This is a genomic window from Cobetia sp. PDI-12MA (assembly GCF_059507695.1).
On record NZ_CM183351.1, the window covers coordinates 1,920,214 to 1,934,489 of the forward strand.

The window sequence follows — 14,276 nt, forward strand, 5'->3', positions numbered from 1 at the left end:
TTGTAGAGTGTCTGCCGAGCTTGGCAGCAGCCGATTGCGTGATGCGCCAAGCCGCGCGGCATCAGGCTTCGGGTCCTCACCCAAGGTATGACTGTCAGAAAGATGCGACAAATTCGTCGTGACACTGGGACATGCCGCCTGCGCTTCATCTTTGGTAGGCTTGCCCGCATTGTAACAATCCGTGCAGAGAATCGGGCCTGCCAGCAGCAGGATCCTGACGAATACATTCTCTGCCGAGCAAGGACAGCCGCAACATGATTGGACGCCTGACCGGGACATTGCTGGAAAAACAACCGCCGCAGCTGGTGCTTGACGTACAGGGTGTCGGTTATGAACTGGAAGCTTCGATGAACACCCTGTTGGGCTTGCCGGCCGTGGGCGAACATTGCCAGCTTTACACCCACCTGGTGGTGCGCGAAGACGCGCAGTTGCTGTATGGCTTCGGCAAGGAGCCCGAGCGTCGTCTGTTCCGTGAATTGATCAAGATCTCCGGTGTCGGTCCGCGACTGGCGCTGGCGATTCTGTCGGGAATGGAGCAGTCCGATTTCATCCGCTGTGTTCATGACGAAGATAGCCGAGCGCTGACACGCCTGCCGGGCGTCGGCAAGAAGACGGCGGATCGCTTGATCATCGAGATGCGCGATCGCCTCAAGCATTGGACGCTGCCGGCGGATGATGGTCTGGATGAAATGGCGCGTGCCTCCCAGCCACAACCGCCGATCACGCATCCTCTGGCGGACGCCGAAGCCGCGCTGGTAGCACTGGGCTACAAGCCTGTCGAGGCGGCCAAGATGCTCTCCGGACTGGAGACCGGCGCCTCTACGGAAGCGCTCATCAAGGCGGCGTTGGCGCGCAAGATGGCCAGCTGAGACCCTGCCAGAGCAGCAAACATGCGCCCTATAGTTTCCGTGAAGGAAATGGCGCATCGTGATTGGATTTATTGACTAGGGGTTGGCAGGTTACTGGGGTAGAAAGTGCGCGCTTGAACGCAGATGCGCTAGATCGTTGCATAGCCTTGGCGAACCTTGTCACCTGCCACTGACGCACGTTCATGGCCATGACCCGTGTCATGTGCGTGACCTGCGTCATCAGGAGTTGAGCAAGCATCATGATGGAGTCGGACCGACTGATCTCCGCGGCGACGCATGATCCGGAAGAGCGGATCGATCGCGCCAACCGGCCGCGCACGCTGAGTGACTACATCGGACAGCCCATCGTCCGCGAACAGATGGAAATCTTCATCAGTGCCGCGCGAGGGCGAGGCGATAGTCTGGATCACACTCTGGTCTTCGGCCCGCCCGGTCTCGGCAAGACGACGCTGGCGCATATCATCGCCAGCGAGATGAGTGTCGATATCAAGTCGACCTCAGGGCCGGTGCTGGAGCGGGCAGGCGACCTGGCAGCGATGCTGACCAACCTGCAGGAAGGCGATGTCCTGTTCATTGACGAGATTCACCGCCTGTCACCGGCTGTCGAGGAAGTGCTCTACCCGGCGATGGAAGATTATCAGCTCGATATTATGATCGGTGAAGGCCCCGCAGCCCGCTCGATCAAGCTTGAGCTGCCACGGTTCACCCTGGTGGGCGCGACGACGCGGGCGGGGCTGCTGACGGCGCCGCTTCGCGATCGCTTCGGTATCGTTCAGCGCCTCGAGTTCTACGATATCGAGTCACTCACCGACATCGTGGCCCGCAGTGCCAGGCTTTCCGGCATGGAAGTCGAGATGGACGGGGCACTGGAGATTGCACGACGTTCCCGCGGCACGCCGCGTATCGCCAATCGCCTGCTGCGCCGGGTGCGTGACTTCGCCGAAGTGCGCTCGGATGGTCGCTTGACGCTGGAAGTGGCCGACAAGGCGCTCAACATGCTCAATGTCGACAGCCACGGTCTGGATCACATGGACCGTCGACTGCTGTTGGCGATGATCGAGAAGTTCGATGGCGGGCCGGTCGGGGTCGACTCATTGGCGGCGGCCATCGGGGAAGAGCGCGATACCATCGAGGATGTTCTGGAGCCCTACCTGATCCAGCAGGGCTTCATGATGCGCACGGCGCGTGGGCGTCTGGTCACACGCTCGGCCTATCTGCACTTCGGGATCACCCCACGCGAAGAGCAGGCGCGCCTGGGACAGGAAGGAAATGACGCGTCATGACATCTGAAGACGCAGGAAATACGTTGAAGGGTGAAGCTGCATGTTTTCACCACACTGTGCGTGTCTACATCGAGGATACTGATGCCGGTGGCATCGTCTACTACGTGAATTATCTGCGCTTCATGGAGCGCGCACGCAGTGAATGGTTGCGAGCGAAGGGCTTCACGCAGCAAGCCTTGCTTGAAAAGGGCATTCAGTTGGTAGTACACAGTGTAACAAATCGTTATCTTCGTCCTGCGTATCTGGATGATCTGCTGACCGTGACGGCAACGGCAGGCGCATTACGCGGTGCTCGCTTGACGTTCACCCAACAGGCGCTGCGCGGTGAGCAGATATTGAGCGAAGCGGAAGTCGTGATCGCATGCGTTGATGCCACGACCTTGCGCCCCAGACGCTGGCCCGGGGAATTGCTCGCGGCTCTTGAGGTCTGAGACCACAAGGCGCGAGGAGGCCGCTGTCAGCCAGGCACAGAGACACCAGGCTGATGAACAGATTATTTATCGTGTCACTGAATGACGGTGGCACAGACTGAACCAAGTAAAGAGGGATTTCCGTGGAAGATTCGATGTCGATCATTTCGCTGTTCGTGAACGCCAGTCTGGTCGTTCAGGCAGTCATGTTGCTGTTGCTGGCAGCTTCCATTGCATCCTGGGTGGTGATCTTTCAGCGCGGGATGGCATTGTCCCGTGCCAAGCAGGCTTACGCGGCATTTGAAAAGCGCTTCTGGTCCGGGGTCGACCTCAATCACCTCTATCGTGAGTTACCGGCGGATGAAGAGTCCACCCCGGGTGCCTCCGGCGTCTTTCGTGCCGGCTTCCGCGAGTACAGCCGACTCAAGCCCAAGTCCAGCAATGCCGATGCGGTGATGGATGGCGTGCAACGCAGCATGCGCGTCACGCTGTCACGTGAGGAAGAGCGCTTGAATATTCACCTGCCGTTTCTGGCCACGGTCAGCTCCGTCAGCCCCTATGTCGGTCTGTTCGGCACCGTGTGGGGCATCATGGGCTCCTTCCAGGCGCTGGGTACTGCTCAGCAGGCAACCCTGACCACCGTCGCCCCCTGGATTGCCGAAGCCCTGGTCGCGACTGCCATGGGCCTGTTCGCGGCCATCCCGGCCGTCATCTTCTACAACCGTCTGGCCAGCCGTGCTGATCAGCTACTGGGTCGCTATGAAGACTTCGCCGAAGAACTTCACTCCATTCTGCATCGTAATCTGCACGGTCGTGGCAGCAACGACGCTTGAAGGGGGGCGAGTCAATGAAAGGACCGTATAGCAGAGGGCACAAGCGCAAGCTGTCCTCCGAGATCAATGTGGTGCCCTTCATCGACGTCATGTTGGTGTTGCTGGTCATCTTCATGATCACCGCGCCGATGATGACGCAGGGGGTTCAGGTCGAATTGCCCAAGGTCACCTCCAAGCCGATCGACAATCCCGATGATGTGACGCCATTGATCGTCTCGCTGGACGACAGCGGCAATTACTACATCGATCTGGGGTCGGATGAAGACAAGCGCACGCCGGTGGCACTGGATGAACTGGGCAGCAAAGTCGCGTCCATCGTGGCCGAGAAGCCCAAGACGCCCGTGTTGGTCAAGGGTGCCAGGACAGCGCCCTACGGCGATGTCATGGGACTGATGAGCACGCTGCAGGGCGCCGGTGTCCCCAATGTCGGGCTGATTTCAGAACCACCGACCGAGGGCTGATGGATGAGTCAGCCAGAGATAGAACAGCGGGTCGGGTTGGGATTGCCTGTAGTGCTGGCCGTTGGCCTGCACCTGGGCATCCTGATTCTGACTCTGGTGAGCTGGCCGGAATCCGAACCGGAGAAGACCAACACCACCATCGTCAATGCGACACTGGTCAGTACCGAGACCACGACCAATCAGGCCCAGCAGGCGAAGTCCAGCAAGGCGCGTGATGCAGCTGAAGAGTCCGATCAGCGCCAGAGCGCCAAGGAAGAGGCGGCCAGAGAGGCAGAGCTTGCAGCGGAGCAGCAACGCAGCGCCGCCGAGGAAAAGGCGGCTGCCCAGAAGGCTCAACAGCAAAAGGCAGCTGAACAGGCCAAGGCAGCAGAGCAGTTGAAGGCCGAGCAGGCGGCGGCCGCCAAGGCCAAGGCAGAAGCGGCCAGGCGTGCAGAGGAAGCCAAGGCGATTGCCCTTGATCGCAAGAAAGCAGAAGCGGAAAAGCAGGCCAAGGCCGAGGCCTTGAAAAAGGCGGAAGCCGAGAAGACTGCCAAGGCCAAGGCGGAAGCCGAAAAGGCCGCCAAGGAAAAAGCTGCAGAAGAAGCACGCAAGAAAGCCGAAGCGGAAAAGGCCGCCAAGGCCAAGGCAGACGCTGAAGCCAAGAAGGCGGAAGCTGAAAAGGCAGCCAAGGCCAAGGCAGCAGCGGAAAAGGCCGAGAAGGAAAAGGCAGCCAAGGCAGCAGCGGAAAAGGCCGCCAAGGAGAAAGCAGCCAAGGCCAAGGCGGCGGAAGAAGCGCGCAAGAAAGCGTCCGCTGAGGCCGCACGCCAGAAGGCACTTGCCGAGAAAGCGGCGCAGGCCTCTGCCGGCTCGCTGGATAGCCTGATAGACAGTGAAAGTGACGCCATCAGTGGCGCCAAACAGGCCGCTCAGGCAGCCAACAGCTTCGAGAACCTGCTCAAGAAGTATGTCGGACAGAATTGGAATCGGCCCTCGGGCTCCGTTCCCGGTATGACGGTTACGCTGAGAGTGTCATTGTTGCCGACAGGCGAATTGGTAGCGGCTGCGGTCAGCAAGAGCAGTGGTAACGCCGCCTTCGATCGCTCCGCAGTTCAGGCGATCCAGAAAGCAGCGCCGTTTACCGAGATGCAGGACCTGCCGGCTGGTGCCAAGAGCCAGTTCCGAAACTTCAACCTGTACTTCAATCCAGAGGACCTGGGCCGATGAGACGATTGACCGCATGGATGATGGCAGCCGCCTTGCTGGCAGTGACCAGCCTGGCAAGAGCTGACCTGACCATCGAGATCACCAAGGGCAATGACAGCGCCACACCTATCGCTGTCGTGCCGTTCGAGAATCTGACCGGGGGAAGTCTGCCGCAGGACCTCGCACGCATCATCTCCGATGACCTGGCGCGCAGTGGCCAGTTCGACCCGATCAAGCGCGACAATCTGATCGCGTTGCCGGGTACGACGCAGGACGTCTTTGTCAATGACTGGAAGCGCCTGGGGGCCAGTTACCTCGTGGTGGGGCAGGTAAAGACGGCCAGCAATGGTGGTTATAGCATCCAGTATGAGCTGATGGACGTGCTGGGTAACAAGCGCATGCTTGGCGAAGTCATCACCGGAAGCAATGGTGAGCTGCGCGCGCGTGGCCATTATATGAGCGATGAAATATTTGAGGAAATTACTGGAATTCGCGGTGCTTTCTCGACAAAAATCGCATACATTACCGCCAAAGGTGTTGGCGACAATATTCGCTTTGCCCTGTACGTGGCGGACTCAGATGGCCACAATAGTCAGGAGGTTCTGGCGTCCGATGAACCGATCATGTCACCAGCATGGTCGCCGGATGGCAAGAAGCTGGCCTATGTCAGTTTTGAAGCCGAACGTCCCGCTATCTATGTGCAGGAATTGGGTAGTGGTCGTCGTGCAAAACTGACAGGTTTCCGAGGCATCAATGGTGCCCCAGCCTGGTCGCCGGATGGTCGTAAACTGGCAATGGCATTGTCAAAGGACGGCCAGCCGGAAATCTATGTGATGGATATTGCCAGTCGACAGTTTCAGCGTCTGACCAACAATCCTGCGATCGATACCGAGCCGGATTGGTTGCCGGATGGTAGCGGTATGGTGTTCACCTCTGATCGTGCAGGCTCCCCTCAGATCTATCGTCTTGATCTGTCCGGCGGCACGGAACGTGTGACATATACCGGCAATTACAACTCCCGCGGGCGCATCTCACCCGATGGCGAGAACCTGTTCATGATCAACCGCGCAGGCAACGGTTATCAGGTTGCCAAGCAAGATCTGAAGAGCGGTCGGGTTACCTCCCTGACCGATACTCAGTGGGATGAATCACCAAGTGTTGCGCCGAATGGCACTATGGTGATATATGCCACTCAGCAAGGAACCCGCGGGGTCCTGGGCCAGGTGTCGGCAGACGGAAGGGCACAATTCTCCCTGCCGTCAGCACAAGGCGACGTGCGTGAACCTGCGTGGTCGCCGTTCCTGAACTAAACCACTAGAATGCAACTGAGTCACCAAGAAAGGCTTGGCATTCGTACCCATTAGAGCAAGGAGTTTCACAATGCAGTTCACCCCGTATGCAAAAGGTCTGTTGGTTGCCCTGTCCCTGAGCGTCATGGCAGGTTGTTCCAGCAGCGGCGGCGCTCAGGACGGCGACATGGATTCAGCCAACAGCGGTGCGAACACTGTCGGCATGAACACTGGTGCCAACAGCAACGCCAGCCAGATGAGCAACGCCACCATGCCTGACGTGCGTACCATCTACTTCGCCTTCAACAAGGACACCATCCGTCCTGAGTTCGAAAGCGTCCTGATGGGTCACGCTCAGTACCTGAAAGCCAACACCAGCGCCAATGTCGTTCTGGAAGGCCACGCTGATGAGCGCGGTACTCGTGAATACAACCTGGGTCTGGGCGAGCGTCGTGCCAAGTCTGTCGCACGCTTCCTGACTGTCCAGGGCGTGTCTCCGTCACAGATCGAGATCGTCTCCTACGGTGAAGAGCGTCCGGCAGTCCAGGGCCACGGCGAGTCTTCCTACGCCAAAAACCGTCGTGTGGTCTTCGACTACTAAGCACGGTTCACCTCCGCTCCTCCCCAAGTAGGCGCGGAGACGATAGAAACTCGTGTTGAGCTGGCCCGGGCTAGAGGCATGTCCTTGAACCCCGGGCTTGCTTGCGCGATACCATGATGATTCGGCGGAGCCGACAGCATGAAACACAGCCTGAAAGGGTTGTTCGGTGCGGGAGCCTTGTTGCTCCCGTTGTCCGTTTTGGCCGCACCGACGGTCGAGGACCTCACTGGGCAATCAAACTCGCTCTATCAGCAGGCCAATACTCGTTTGAGTGGCGGCGGCACCCTGACCCTTCTCAACCAACTCGACGAACAGGCACAGGAAATTGCCCGGCTTCGCGGCCGGATCGATGAGCTGGAATATCAGTTCAAGCGCCTGACCGAGATGTCGCAGCAACGCTACCTGGATCTGGAGCAGCGGGTTTCTGGCGGCGCTTCCGCCGGGGAGAACGGTCAGGTTGTCGATTCACAGGCAGCAACGGCAGTCACTGGCGGTGCAAGTGCCGGCGGTGCTGCAGCCAGCACCAATGGCGCCAGCAATGCCGGCAGCGGTGCAGCGGCCCAGAAGGATTACGAGAAAGCCTTCGCCAAGGTTCAGTCTCGCGACTTCGATGGTGCCATTGTCGCCTTTGAAGCCTTCGTGGTGGACCATGGGGATTCCAATCTCGCAGCCAATGCCCATTACTGGCTGGGCGAGCTGTATTCGGCCAAAAATCAGCTGGATGCTTCCGCCCAGGCCTTCGAGACCGTGATCAGCGAATTCTCGCAATCCAGCAAGGTGCCGGATGCGATGTACAAGCTGGGGCTGGTCAAGGCGCGTCAAGGCAAGGCACAGGAAAGTCGCTCCTTGCTCCAGAAGCTGGTCCAGCAGTATCCGGACAGCAAGGCTGGCACCATGGCCAAGGACTTCCTATCCTCCGGCACCTGAGTGCCCGTGGCCATTGGCCACCTGTATTCCCCAAAGCCCGCGCTTGGTATTCTACCAGGTGGGGGCTTTGCGTTATGTGGCGCTCGGCCCATCATGCCATCGGCAGGCGACCCGAGCGCGACCCATGTGGCCAAGCAAGTATTGCCGGTGAAGAGGCAGTGACTCTTATCGGCCGTTGACGACAGATCTCAGACAGGGATATCACCATGGCAGAGTGCAAGATCGACTATCAGGCCCCGGACGACATGCTGAAAGGGCGAATCATTCTGGTGACCGGGGCGGGGTCCGGCATTGGGCGTGAAGCGGCAGTCGAATATGCGCGACATGGGGCGACGGTGATATTGCTGGGCAGAACCATTGCCAAGCTGGAAGAAGTCTATGACGAGATCGAGGCCTTGGGAGCACCACAGCCGGCCATCTATCCGCTCAACTTTGAAGGGGCTTCCCTCAAGGATTATCAGCAGATGGCTGATACCCTGCACAGCGAGTTCGGTCGTCTGGATGGTCTGCTGCACAACGCCAGCCTGCTGGGCAAGATCACTCCGTTCGAGCAGTATGATCCGGCGCTGTGGGAGCAGGTCATGCAGGTCAATATCAATGGGCCCATCTGGATGGTCCAGGCGTTGCTGCCATTGCTCAAGGCCTCGAAGGATGCCTCCGTCGTGCTGACAAGCTCCAGTGTCGGGCGCAAGGGGCGTGCCTTCTGGGGCGCCTACAGTGTCTCCAAGTTCGCCACGGAAGGCTTCTCACAGATGCTGGCTCAGGAACTGGAGAATACCAGTCAGGTGCGGGTCAATACGCTCAATCCCGGTGGCACGCGGACTCCGATGCGCAAGTCGGCGTTTCCGGCCGAAGACCCCGATACCCTGCGCACGCCCGCCGACATCATGCCGACCTATCTGTGGTTGATGGGGCCGGACAGTCGTGGTCGTACCGGCGAGATGTTCGATGCCCAACCGCCGAAAACCTGAGTGCTGGTCGATTATCAACGCCTCATCGGATGACGAGTGACGCCGCCAGGCGTGTCATTCGATGTACCCTACAACAAGAACGCCGACGGCATTGGCCGTCGGCGTTCTTGTGTCTGGCTGCTTGTGTCTATCTTCTGATATTCATCTGCGGATCACTCGCTCGTAGGGGCTGGTTCGTGCGAGCTGTGTCCATGTCGCTCGGTCAGCGCAGGTCTGCTGCCCGGAGCGCGGCATTGATGACTTCTTCCGAGGTGTCAAACCACACATCGGCAGGCCAGGCGTCCACATCGTCACCCTCACGGACATAGCCGTAGCGCACCGCGACCGCCAGCATGCCCGCCGCGCGAGCCGCCTGCATGTCACGGTCATGATCCCCCAGGTACCAGCATTCGAAAGCATCGACGCCGAGGCAGCGCGCCGCCTCCCACAGAGGCTCTGGATGCGGCTTCTTGACAGGCAGGTCATCGGCACACAGCAGGCAGCCGGGCGTAAGCTCGAGCGCGGCGATCAGCGGCTCGGCGAACTGACGGGGCTTGTTGGTCACGATGCCCCACGGCAGGCCTGCGCGCTGACAGATCTCGATCAGGGCGTCATAGCCCGGGAACAGCACACTGTGCGCCGCGACATCGCGGGCATAGAACTCCAGCAGGCGAGTGCGCTCGCTGGCATGCTCGGGATGATCGAGCTCATGGCCCAGGGCCAGCGTCACCAGAGCGCTGCCACCATGCGAGACTTCGGCGCGAATCACGTCGTAGTCCAGCGCCGGCAGGGTGTGATGCTGACGCAGCTCATTGGTGGCGCGTGCCAGGTCTGGCGCGGTGTCCACCAGGGTGCCATCGAGATCGAAGATCAAGGCGGCGGGGCGAGGTAGCGCGGCCGGCAGGCTCACGCAAGCTCTCCCTCGGTCGGGCGACGCGTGTGCATCAGGTAGTTGACGGAGAGGTCGGAGGAATTCAGGCGATATTTGCGCGTCAGCGGGTTGTAGGTCATGCCGGTGGAGCCTTCCATCTTGAGGCCCGCATCACGTGTCCAGCGACCCAGCTCGGCCGGACGGATGAACTTGCGATACTCGTGAGTGCCACGTGGCAGCATCTGCAGCACATATTCCGCGCCGAGGATCGCGAAGGCATACGCCTTGGGATTGCGGTTGATGGTCGAGAAGAACACCATGCCGCCGGGCTTGACCAACCGTGCGCAGGCCGCGATCACCGAGGATGGGTCCGGCACGTGCTCGAGCATTTCCAGACAGGTGACGACGTCGAACTGGCCGGCCATCTCTTCTGCAGCGGCTTCGGCGGTGGTCTGGCGATAGTCCACTTCGACACCGGACTCCAGCTGGTGCAGGCGGGCAACGGAAAGTGGCGCCTCACCCATGTCGATACCCGTCACCTGGGCACCACGATGTGCCATGGCTTCGGAGAGAATGCCGCCGCCGCAGCCGACGTCGATCACGCGCTTGCCTGCCAGGCCAGCGTGGGTGTCGATATAGTCGACCCGCAACGGATTGATGTCATGCAGCGGCTTGAATTCACTGTCACGGTCCCACCAGCGACTGGCCAATGCCGAGAACTTGGCGATCTCGCTGGCATCGACATTGCCCAGATGGTCCTGGGGCTGGGCATCTTGCTGGGTGTCGTTATCGCTCATCTTTGCATCCTTACCGTTACGGAAGTGCTGTTCGGGAGGTGTCAGGCCTGTACAGGCACCTTACCCTCGGGCACGATTCCACCATTCTAATCCGACTGCCGTCGCGGGTCAGCGTCCAGCGCAAAAAACTCATCATGACGGGCACTTGCGTTACGATGGGGCAGGACGTCGCGCCACGCGCGATGGCCAGTCGACATTATTGTCATGTAGCAACGGGGAGTGGTCATGAGCCTGGTTCCGATTCGCTGGGTAAGCCAGCAAGAGTGTGCGTCGCGGGAAGAAGACACGGCAGTAGCCCAGCCCGATGCCCGCGCTGGCGTCACTCATGATGTCACTTCTGATGTCACTCAGCCGGCGGTGAAGCTTGCGCTGCTCGACCAGCGCCTGCTGCCGGGTGAAACTCGCGAGGTGCTGCTTGAGGATGCACGCGGGGTCGCGACTGCCATTACCGACATGGTGGTTCGCGGTGCACCGGCCATCGGGATCGCCGCCGCCTATGGCGTGGCGCTGGAGGCTTTCGTCATCAACCGCGAGGGCGGCGACTGGCAGTCACGCCTGGCCAGCGCCTGTGATGTGCTGGCTGCCTCGCGTCCGACAGCAGTCAACCTGTTCTGGGCGCTGGATCGCATGCGCAAGGTGATTGCCGCACACGCCACCCAGTCGCAGGCCCCGTATGAAGCGTTGCTGAAGGAGGCCGTGCGCATTCATGAGCAGGATCTGGACGACAATCTGCGCATGGCCGAGTTTGGTGCCCAGGTGATTGCGGCCTCCCTTGCACAAGGCGAGACGCGGTGCGAGGTCATGACCCACTGCAATACCGGCGCGCTGGCCACCGGCGGCCACGGCACGGCGTTGGGCGTGATCCGTACCGCCTACGCTCAGGGCATTCTTGGCCGTGTGCATGTCAACGAAACGCGCCCCTGGTGGCAAGGCTCTCGCCTGACGGCGTGGGAGCTGGTGCAGGAGCAGATCCCCGCACGGCTGGCCGTGGAAGGCGCAGCCTCGTTGATCATGCAGCAGGGGGCGCGGACGCCGGAAGGGGTGCGCTGGTTGATCGTCGGCGCGGACCGCATTGCCGCCAACGGTGACACGGCCAACAAGATCGGCACCTTCTCGCTGGCCGTTCAGGCGCGCGCCCACGGCATCAAGGTCATGGTCGTGGCGCCTCTGGCCACGTTCGATGGCACCCTGGCCAGTGGCGCGGACATCCCCATCGAGACGCGCGGCGCCGACGAACTGCGTGAGGCGGGTGGTCGCCAGATCGCGCCGCAGGACATCGATGTCTTCAACCCGGTCTTTGATGTCACACCGCATGAGTATATTGATGCCATCGTCACGGAACATGGCGTGGTAGAGTCGCCCGATAGTGACAGTGTTGGTGCGCTGCTCGGCCGCGCCATGCGCCGTTGATAGCGATTCAGCAAGTGGTAGCGCTTGGCAAGCCTCGGATAGTGCAGGAATTTCGCACTCCTTGATCAAACTGGCATAATCCCTGCCTATGATGAAGGATGGTCGTTGATTGGCTTCGACGGCAGTAACCCGGTGGAGGCCCTTCGATGGGCTTCACCACGACATAGACACAAGGAAGACGCTACATGATACGCAAGGCTGTTCTGCCTGTTGCCGGTCTCGGCACACGTTGCCTCCCGGCCTCCAAGGCCATCCCCAAGGAAATGATCACCATCGTCGACAAGCCGGTGATCCAATATGTGGTGGAAGAAGCGGTCGCAGCCGGTATCAAGGAAATCGTGCTGGTTACCCATTCCAGCAAGAACGCCATCGAGAACCACTTCGACAAGCACTTCGAGCTGGAAACCACCCTGGAAGCCAAGGGCAAGCTCGAGCTGCTCGAACAGCTGCGTAACATCATCCCGGATGACGTCAAGATCATCAGCGTGCGCCAGCCGGAGCCGCTGGGTCTGGGCCACGCCGTGTTGTGTGCCAAGCCGATCGTCGGTGATGAGCCGTTCATCGTCATGCTGCCGGACGTGCTGGTTGATGGCGAAGGTCTCGAGAAGAATGACCTGGCGCGCATGATGGAGGCCTATGAAGCTACCAACGCCGCCCAGATCATGGTCGAGAATGTCCCGAAGGATATGGCCTACAAGTACGGTATCGTCGCGATCGACAGTGACACGCCGGAAGCTGGCAAGTCCGCCTTGATCAATGGCATGGTCGAAAAACCGGCCCCGGGCACCGAGCCGTCGACCCTGGCGGTCATCGGCCGTTATCTGCTGCCGGGCCGTATCTTCGAGCTTCTGGAGAACACTCCGCCGGGCGCGGGTGGTGAGATTCAGCTGACCGATGCCATCGACACCCTGCGTGACGACAAGGCCGTCGCGGCCTACCGCATGGCCGGCGATACCTACGATTGCGGCCACCAGCTGGGCTATCTTGAAGCGACTCTTTCCTTCGCCAAGCGTCACCCGACCTTCGGTGAAGGCTTCCGCGAGCTGCTGACTCGCTACCAGGAGAAATAAGCCATGCAGGTGCTGGTGCACGGAAGCGAACTGGCGGCGGCAACGGCCAGCGCCGCTCTGGCGAGCGTGGGTCACCGTGTCTGGTGGTGGCCGCATGAGGATATGGACTGGGCTGCCCTGGAACACGTCGACTGGTTGAACAGTGAGCCAGGCCTGCGTGAACGCCTTGATCGCCATCGGGAGCGCGGCGATCTCACTCTCATTGAGGACCTCGAGTCACTGCGGCGCATCGATATCCACTGGATCGCCGTCTCGCCGGACCAGCGCGAAAGTGCGCTGAGTCGTGTCGAGCAGCTGGTGGCGACCCTGGATGAGCCGCTGGTGCTGGTCAACAACTCGACTTTCCCGGTGGGCACGACCGAGCGTTTCGAGGCGTTGCTGCCGCGTGACGACCAGTACGCCGTCGCCTTGCCGGACATGCTGGAAGAGGGCCGTTCACTGGCCACCTTCGAGCGTCCGGCCCGCTGGTTGCTGGGCAGCGAAGCGGAACCTGCCACCCTGCGGGTGCAGGAGTTGCTGCGTGCCTTCAACCGACGTGAAGATGTCTTCCAGATCATGCCGCGCCGCGCCGCCGAACTGACCAAGCTGGCCATCAACGGCATGCTCGCGACGCGTATCAGCTACATGAACGAAGTGGCGGGTCTATCCGACTCCCTCGGCGTCGATGTGGAATATGTGCGTCAGGGCATGGGCGCCGACCCGCGTATCGGCTTCGGGTACCTCTATCCGGGCTGTGGATTCGGTGGCCCGAACTTCTCGCGTGACCTGATGCGTCTGGCCGATGTCCAGCACCAGACAGGGCGTGAATCAATGCTGCTCGAGCATGTGCTCGACATCAACGAAGCCAAGAAGGAGACGCTGTTCCGCAAGCTGTGGCAGCACTTCGATGGTGAATTGCGCGGTCGTACCGTGGCGATCTGGGGCGCGGCGTTCAAGCCGGGTACCGCGCGTATCGACCATGCGCCGGTCTTGACTCTGCTTGAGGCGCTGTGGGCCCAGGGTGTGCGCGTGCGCGTGCATGATCCCGCGGCCTTGTCGGCGCTGGGTGAGGCCTGTGGTGCGCATCCGTTGCTGGAGCTGGTCGATGGCAACATGTATGACGCCCTGGAGGGCGCTGATGCCCTGATGCTGGTCACCGAGTGGAAGTGCTACTGGAACCCGGACTGGCAGCGCCTGAAGCGTGAGCTGGGCGCGGGCCTGGTGCTCGATGGTCGCAACATCTTCGACCCGCGTTACGTGGCAAGTCAGGGTCTGGTCTATCGCGGCATCGGCCGCCGTGCCAGCCCCTGACGGGCATCTCGGCGGGTCAGGCTGACGCATTCT

15 protein-coding genes are annotated in these 14,276 nt (G+C 60.7%); 13 read left to right on the forward strand and 2 right to left on the reverse strand.

The window, feature by feature from the left end; genetic code table 11:
* The first annotated feature begins 254 nt into the window (after positions 1-254).
* From ruvA to AC5WNI_RS08330, 10 genes are all read left to right on the forward strand, one after another.
* Positions 255-869: a Holliday junction branch migration protein RuvA gene (gene ruvA, locus AC5WNI_RS08285; RefSeq protein ID WP_487885537.1), complete on the forward strand. Its 615-nt coding sequence runs from the start codon at positions 255-257 to the stop codon at positions 867-869.
* Positions 870-1,108: 239 nt separating this feature from the next.
* Positions 1,109-2,152 carry a Holliday junction branch migration DNA helicase RuvB gene (gene ruvB / locus AC5WNI_RS08290; protein WP_175088749.1) on the forward strand — a complete coding sequence of 348 codons (1,044 nt, stop codon included), beginning with the start codon at positions 1,109-1,111 and terminating at the stop codon, positions 2,150-2,152.
* Positions 2,149-2,583: a tol-pal system-associated acyl-CoA thioesterase gene (gene ybgC, locus AC5WNI_RS08295; protein WP_175088750.1), complete on the forward strand. Its 435-nt coding sequence runs from the start codon at positions 2,149-2,151 to the stop codon at positions 2,581-2,583. The genes ruvB and ybgC overlap by 4 nt, the downstream gene beginning before the upstream one ends.
* A 134-nt stretch (positions 2,584-2,717) precedes the next feature.
* Positions 2,718-3,395, forward strand: coding sequence for a protein TolQ (gene tolQ / locus AC5WNI_RS08300; RefSeq protein ID WP_175088751.1), 678 nt, complete (start codon positions 2,718-2,720; stop codon positions 3,393-3,395).
* 14 nt (positions 3,396-3,409) lie between these two features.
* Positions 3,410-3,856 (forward strand): protein TolR, encoded by a 447-nt coding sequence (tolR, locus tag AC5WNI_RS08305; protein ID WP_175088752.1) that lies wholly within the window; start codon positions 3,410-3,412, stop codon positions 3,854-3,856.
* A gap of 3 nt (positions 3,857-3,859) precedes the next feature.
* The gene (gene tolA, locus AC5WNI_RS08310) at positions 3,860-5,059 is read left to right on the forward strand and encodes a cell envelope integrity protein TolA (RefSeq protein WP_175088753.1); all 1,200 of its coding nucleotides are present in this window, start codon (positions 3,860-3,862) and stop codon (positions 5,057-5,059) included.
* Positions 5,056-6,348, forward strand: coding sequence for a Tol-Pal system beta propeller repeat protein TolB (gene tolB, locus AC5WNI_RS08315; protein WP_175088754.1), 1,293 nt, complete (start codon positions 5,056-5,058; stop codon positions 6,346-6,348). The genes tolA and tolB overlap by 4 nt, the downstream gene beginning before the upstream one ends.
* Before the next feature lie 70 nt (positions 6,349-6,418).
* Positions 6,419-6,928 carry a peptidoglycan-associated lipoprotein Pal gene (gene pal, locus AC5WNI_RS08320; RefSeq protein WP_175088755.1) on the forward strand — a complete coding sequence of 170 codons (510 nt, stop codon included), beginning with the start codon at positions 6,419-6,421 and terminating at the stop codon, positions 6,926-6,928.
* Between the two features lie 138 nt (positions 6,929-7,066).
* Positions 7,067-7,855: a tol-pal system protein YbgF gene (gene ybgF / locus AC5WNI_RS08325; RefSeq protein ID WP_495929110.1), complete on the forward strand. Its 789-nt coding sequence runs from the start codon at positions 7,067-7,069 to the stop codon at positions 7,853-7,855.
* Positions 7,856-8,061: 206 nt separating this feature from the next.
* Positions 8,062-8,826, forward strand: coding sequence for a YciK family oxidoreductase (locus AC5WNI_RS08330; RefSeq protein WP_175088757.1), 765 nt, complete (start codon positions 8,062-8,064; stop codon positions 8,824-8,826).
* A gap of 202 nt (positions 8,827-9,028) precedes the next feature.
* On the opposite strand, the gene AC5WNI_RS08335 is transcribed toward AC5WNI_RS08330, so the two are convergent.
* Together AC5WNI_RS08335 and ubiG are read right to left on the reverse strand one after the other, a co-directional pair.
* Positions 9,029-9,709 carry an HAD-IA family hydrolase gene (locus AC5WNI_RS08335; RefSeq protein WP_175088860.1) on the reverse strand — a complete coding sequence of 227 codons (681 nt, stop codon included), beginning with the start codon at positions 9,707-9,709 and terminating at the stop codon, positions 9,029-9,031.
* Between the two features lie 2 nt (positions 9,710-9,711).
* Positions 9,712-10,473, reverse strand: coding sequence for a bifunctional 2-polyprenyl-6-hydroxyphenol methylase/3-demethylubiquinol 3-O-methyltransferase UbiG (gene ubiG, locus AC5WNI_RS08340; protein ID WP_217485807.1), 762 nt, complete (start codon positions 10,471-10,473; stop codon positions 9,712-9,714).
* Positions 10,474-10,698: 225 nt separating this feature from the next.
* On the opposite strand from ubiG, the gene mtnA reads away from it, so the two are divergent.
* The 3 genes from mtnA (at position 10,699) to AC5WNI_RS08355 (ending at position 14,243) form a co-directional block, all read left to right on the forward strand.
* A complete protein-coding gene (gene mtnA, locus AC5WNI_RS08345) occupies positions 10,699-11,883 on the forward strand; it encodes an S-methyl-5-thioribose-1-phosphate isomerase (protein WP_175088758.1) in 1,185 nt (394 codons plus the stop codon).
* A gap of 185 nt (positions 11,884-12,068) precedes the next feature.
* Positions 12,069-12,953, forward strand: a complete 885-nt coding sequence (galU, locus tag AC5WNI_RS08350; RefSeq protein WP_175088759.1) for a UTP--glucose-1-phosphate uridylyltransferase GalU — start codon at positions 12,069-12,071, stop codon at positions 12,951-12,953.
* A 3-nt stretch (positions 12,954-12,956) separates the two neighbouring features.
* Entirely contained in the window at positions 12,957-14,243 is a 1,287-nt protein-coding gene (locus tag AC5WNI_RS08355) for a nucleotide sugar dehydrogenase (protein ID WP_175088760.1), read from the forward strand.
* The last annotated feature ends 33 nt before the right edge of the window (positions 14,244-14,276 follow it).

Bases quoted from the DNA above. Each gene is read 5' to 3' on its own strand.
- ruvA (WP_487885537.1), top strand. From the start codon at position 255: ATGATTGGACGCCTGACCGGGACATTGCTGGAAAAACAACCGCCGCAG.
- ruvB (WP_175088749.1), top strand. From the start codon at position 1,109: ATGATGGAGTCGGACCGACTGATCTCCGCGGCGACGCATGATCCGGAA.
- ybgC (WP_175088750.1), top strand. From the start codon at position 2,149: ATGACATCTGAAGACGCAGGAAATACGTTGAAGGGTGAAGCTGCATGT.
- tolQ (WP_175088751.1), top strand. From the start codon at position 2,718: ATGTCGATCATTTCGCTGTTCGTGAACGCCAGTCTGGTCGTTCAGGCA.
- tolR (WP_175088752.1), top strand. From the start codon at position 3,410: ATGAAAGGACCGTATAGCAGAGGGCACAAGCGCAAGCTGTCCTCCGAG.
- tolA (WP_175088753.1), top strand. From the start codon at position 3,860: ATGAGTCAGCCAGAGATAGAACAGCGGGTCGGGTTGGGATTGCCTGTA.
- tolB (WP_175088754.1), top strand. From the start codon at position 5,056: ATGAGACGATTGACCGCATGGATGATGGCAGCCGCCTTGCTGGCAGTG.
- pal (WP_175088755.1), top strand. From the start codon at position 6,419: ATGCAGTTCACCCCGTATGCAAAAGGTCTGTTGGTTGCCCTGTCCCTG.
- ybgF (WP_495929110.1), top strand. From the start codon at position 7,067: ATGAAACACAGCCTGAAAGGGTTGTTCGGTGCGGGAGCCTTGTTGCTC.
- AC5WNI_RS08330 (WP_175088757.1), top strand. From the start codon at position 8,062: ATGGCAGAGTGCAAGATCGACTATCAGGCCCCGGACGACATGCTGAAA.
- ubiG (WP_217485807.1), bottom strand. From the start codon at position 10,473: ATGAGCGATAACGACACCCAGCAAGATGCCCAGCCCCAGGACCATCTG.
- mtnA (WP_175088758.1), top strand. From the start codon at position 10,699: ATGAGCCTGGTTCCGATTCGCTGGGTAAGCCAGCAAGAGTGTGCGTCG.
- galU (WP_175088759.1), top strand. From the start codon at position 12,069: ATGATACGCAAGGCTGTTCTGCCTGTTGCCGGTCTCGGCACACGTTGC.
- AC5WNI_RS08355 (WP_175088760.1), top strand. From the start codon at position 12,957: ATGCAGGTGCTGGTGCACGGAAGCGAACTGGCGGCGGCAACGGCCAGC.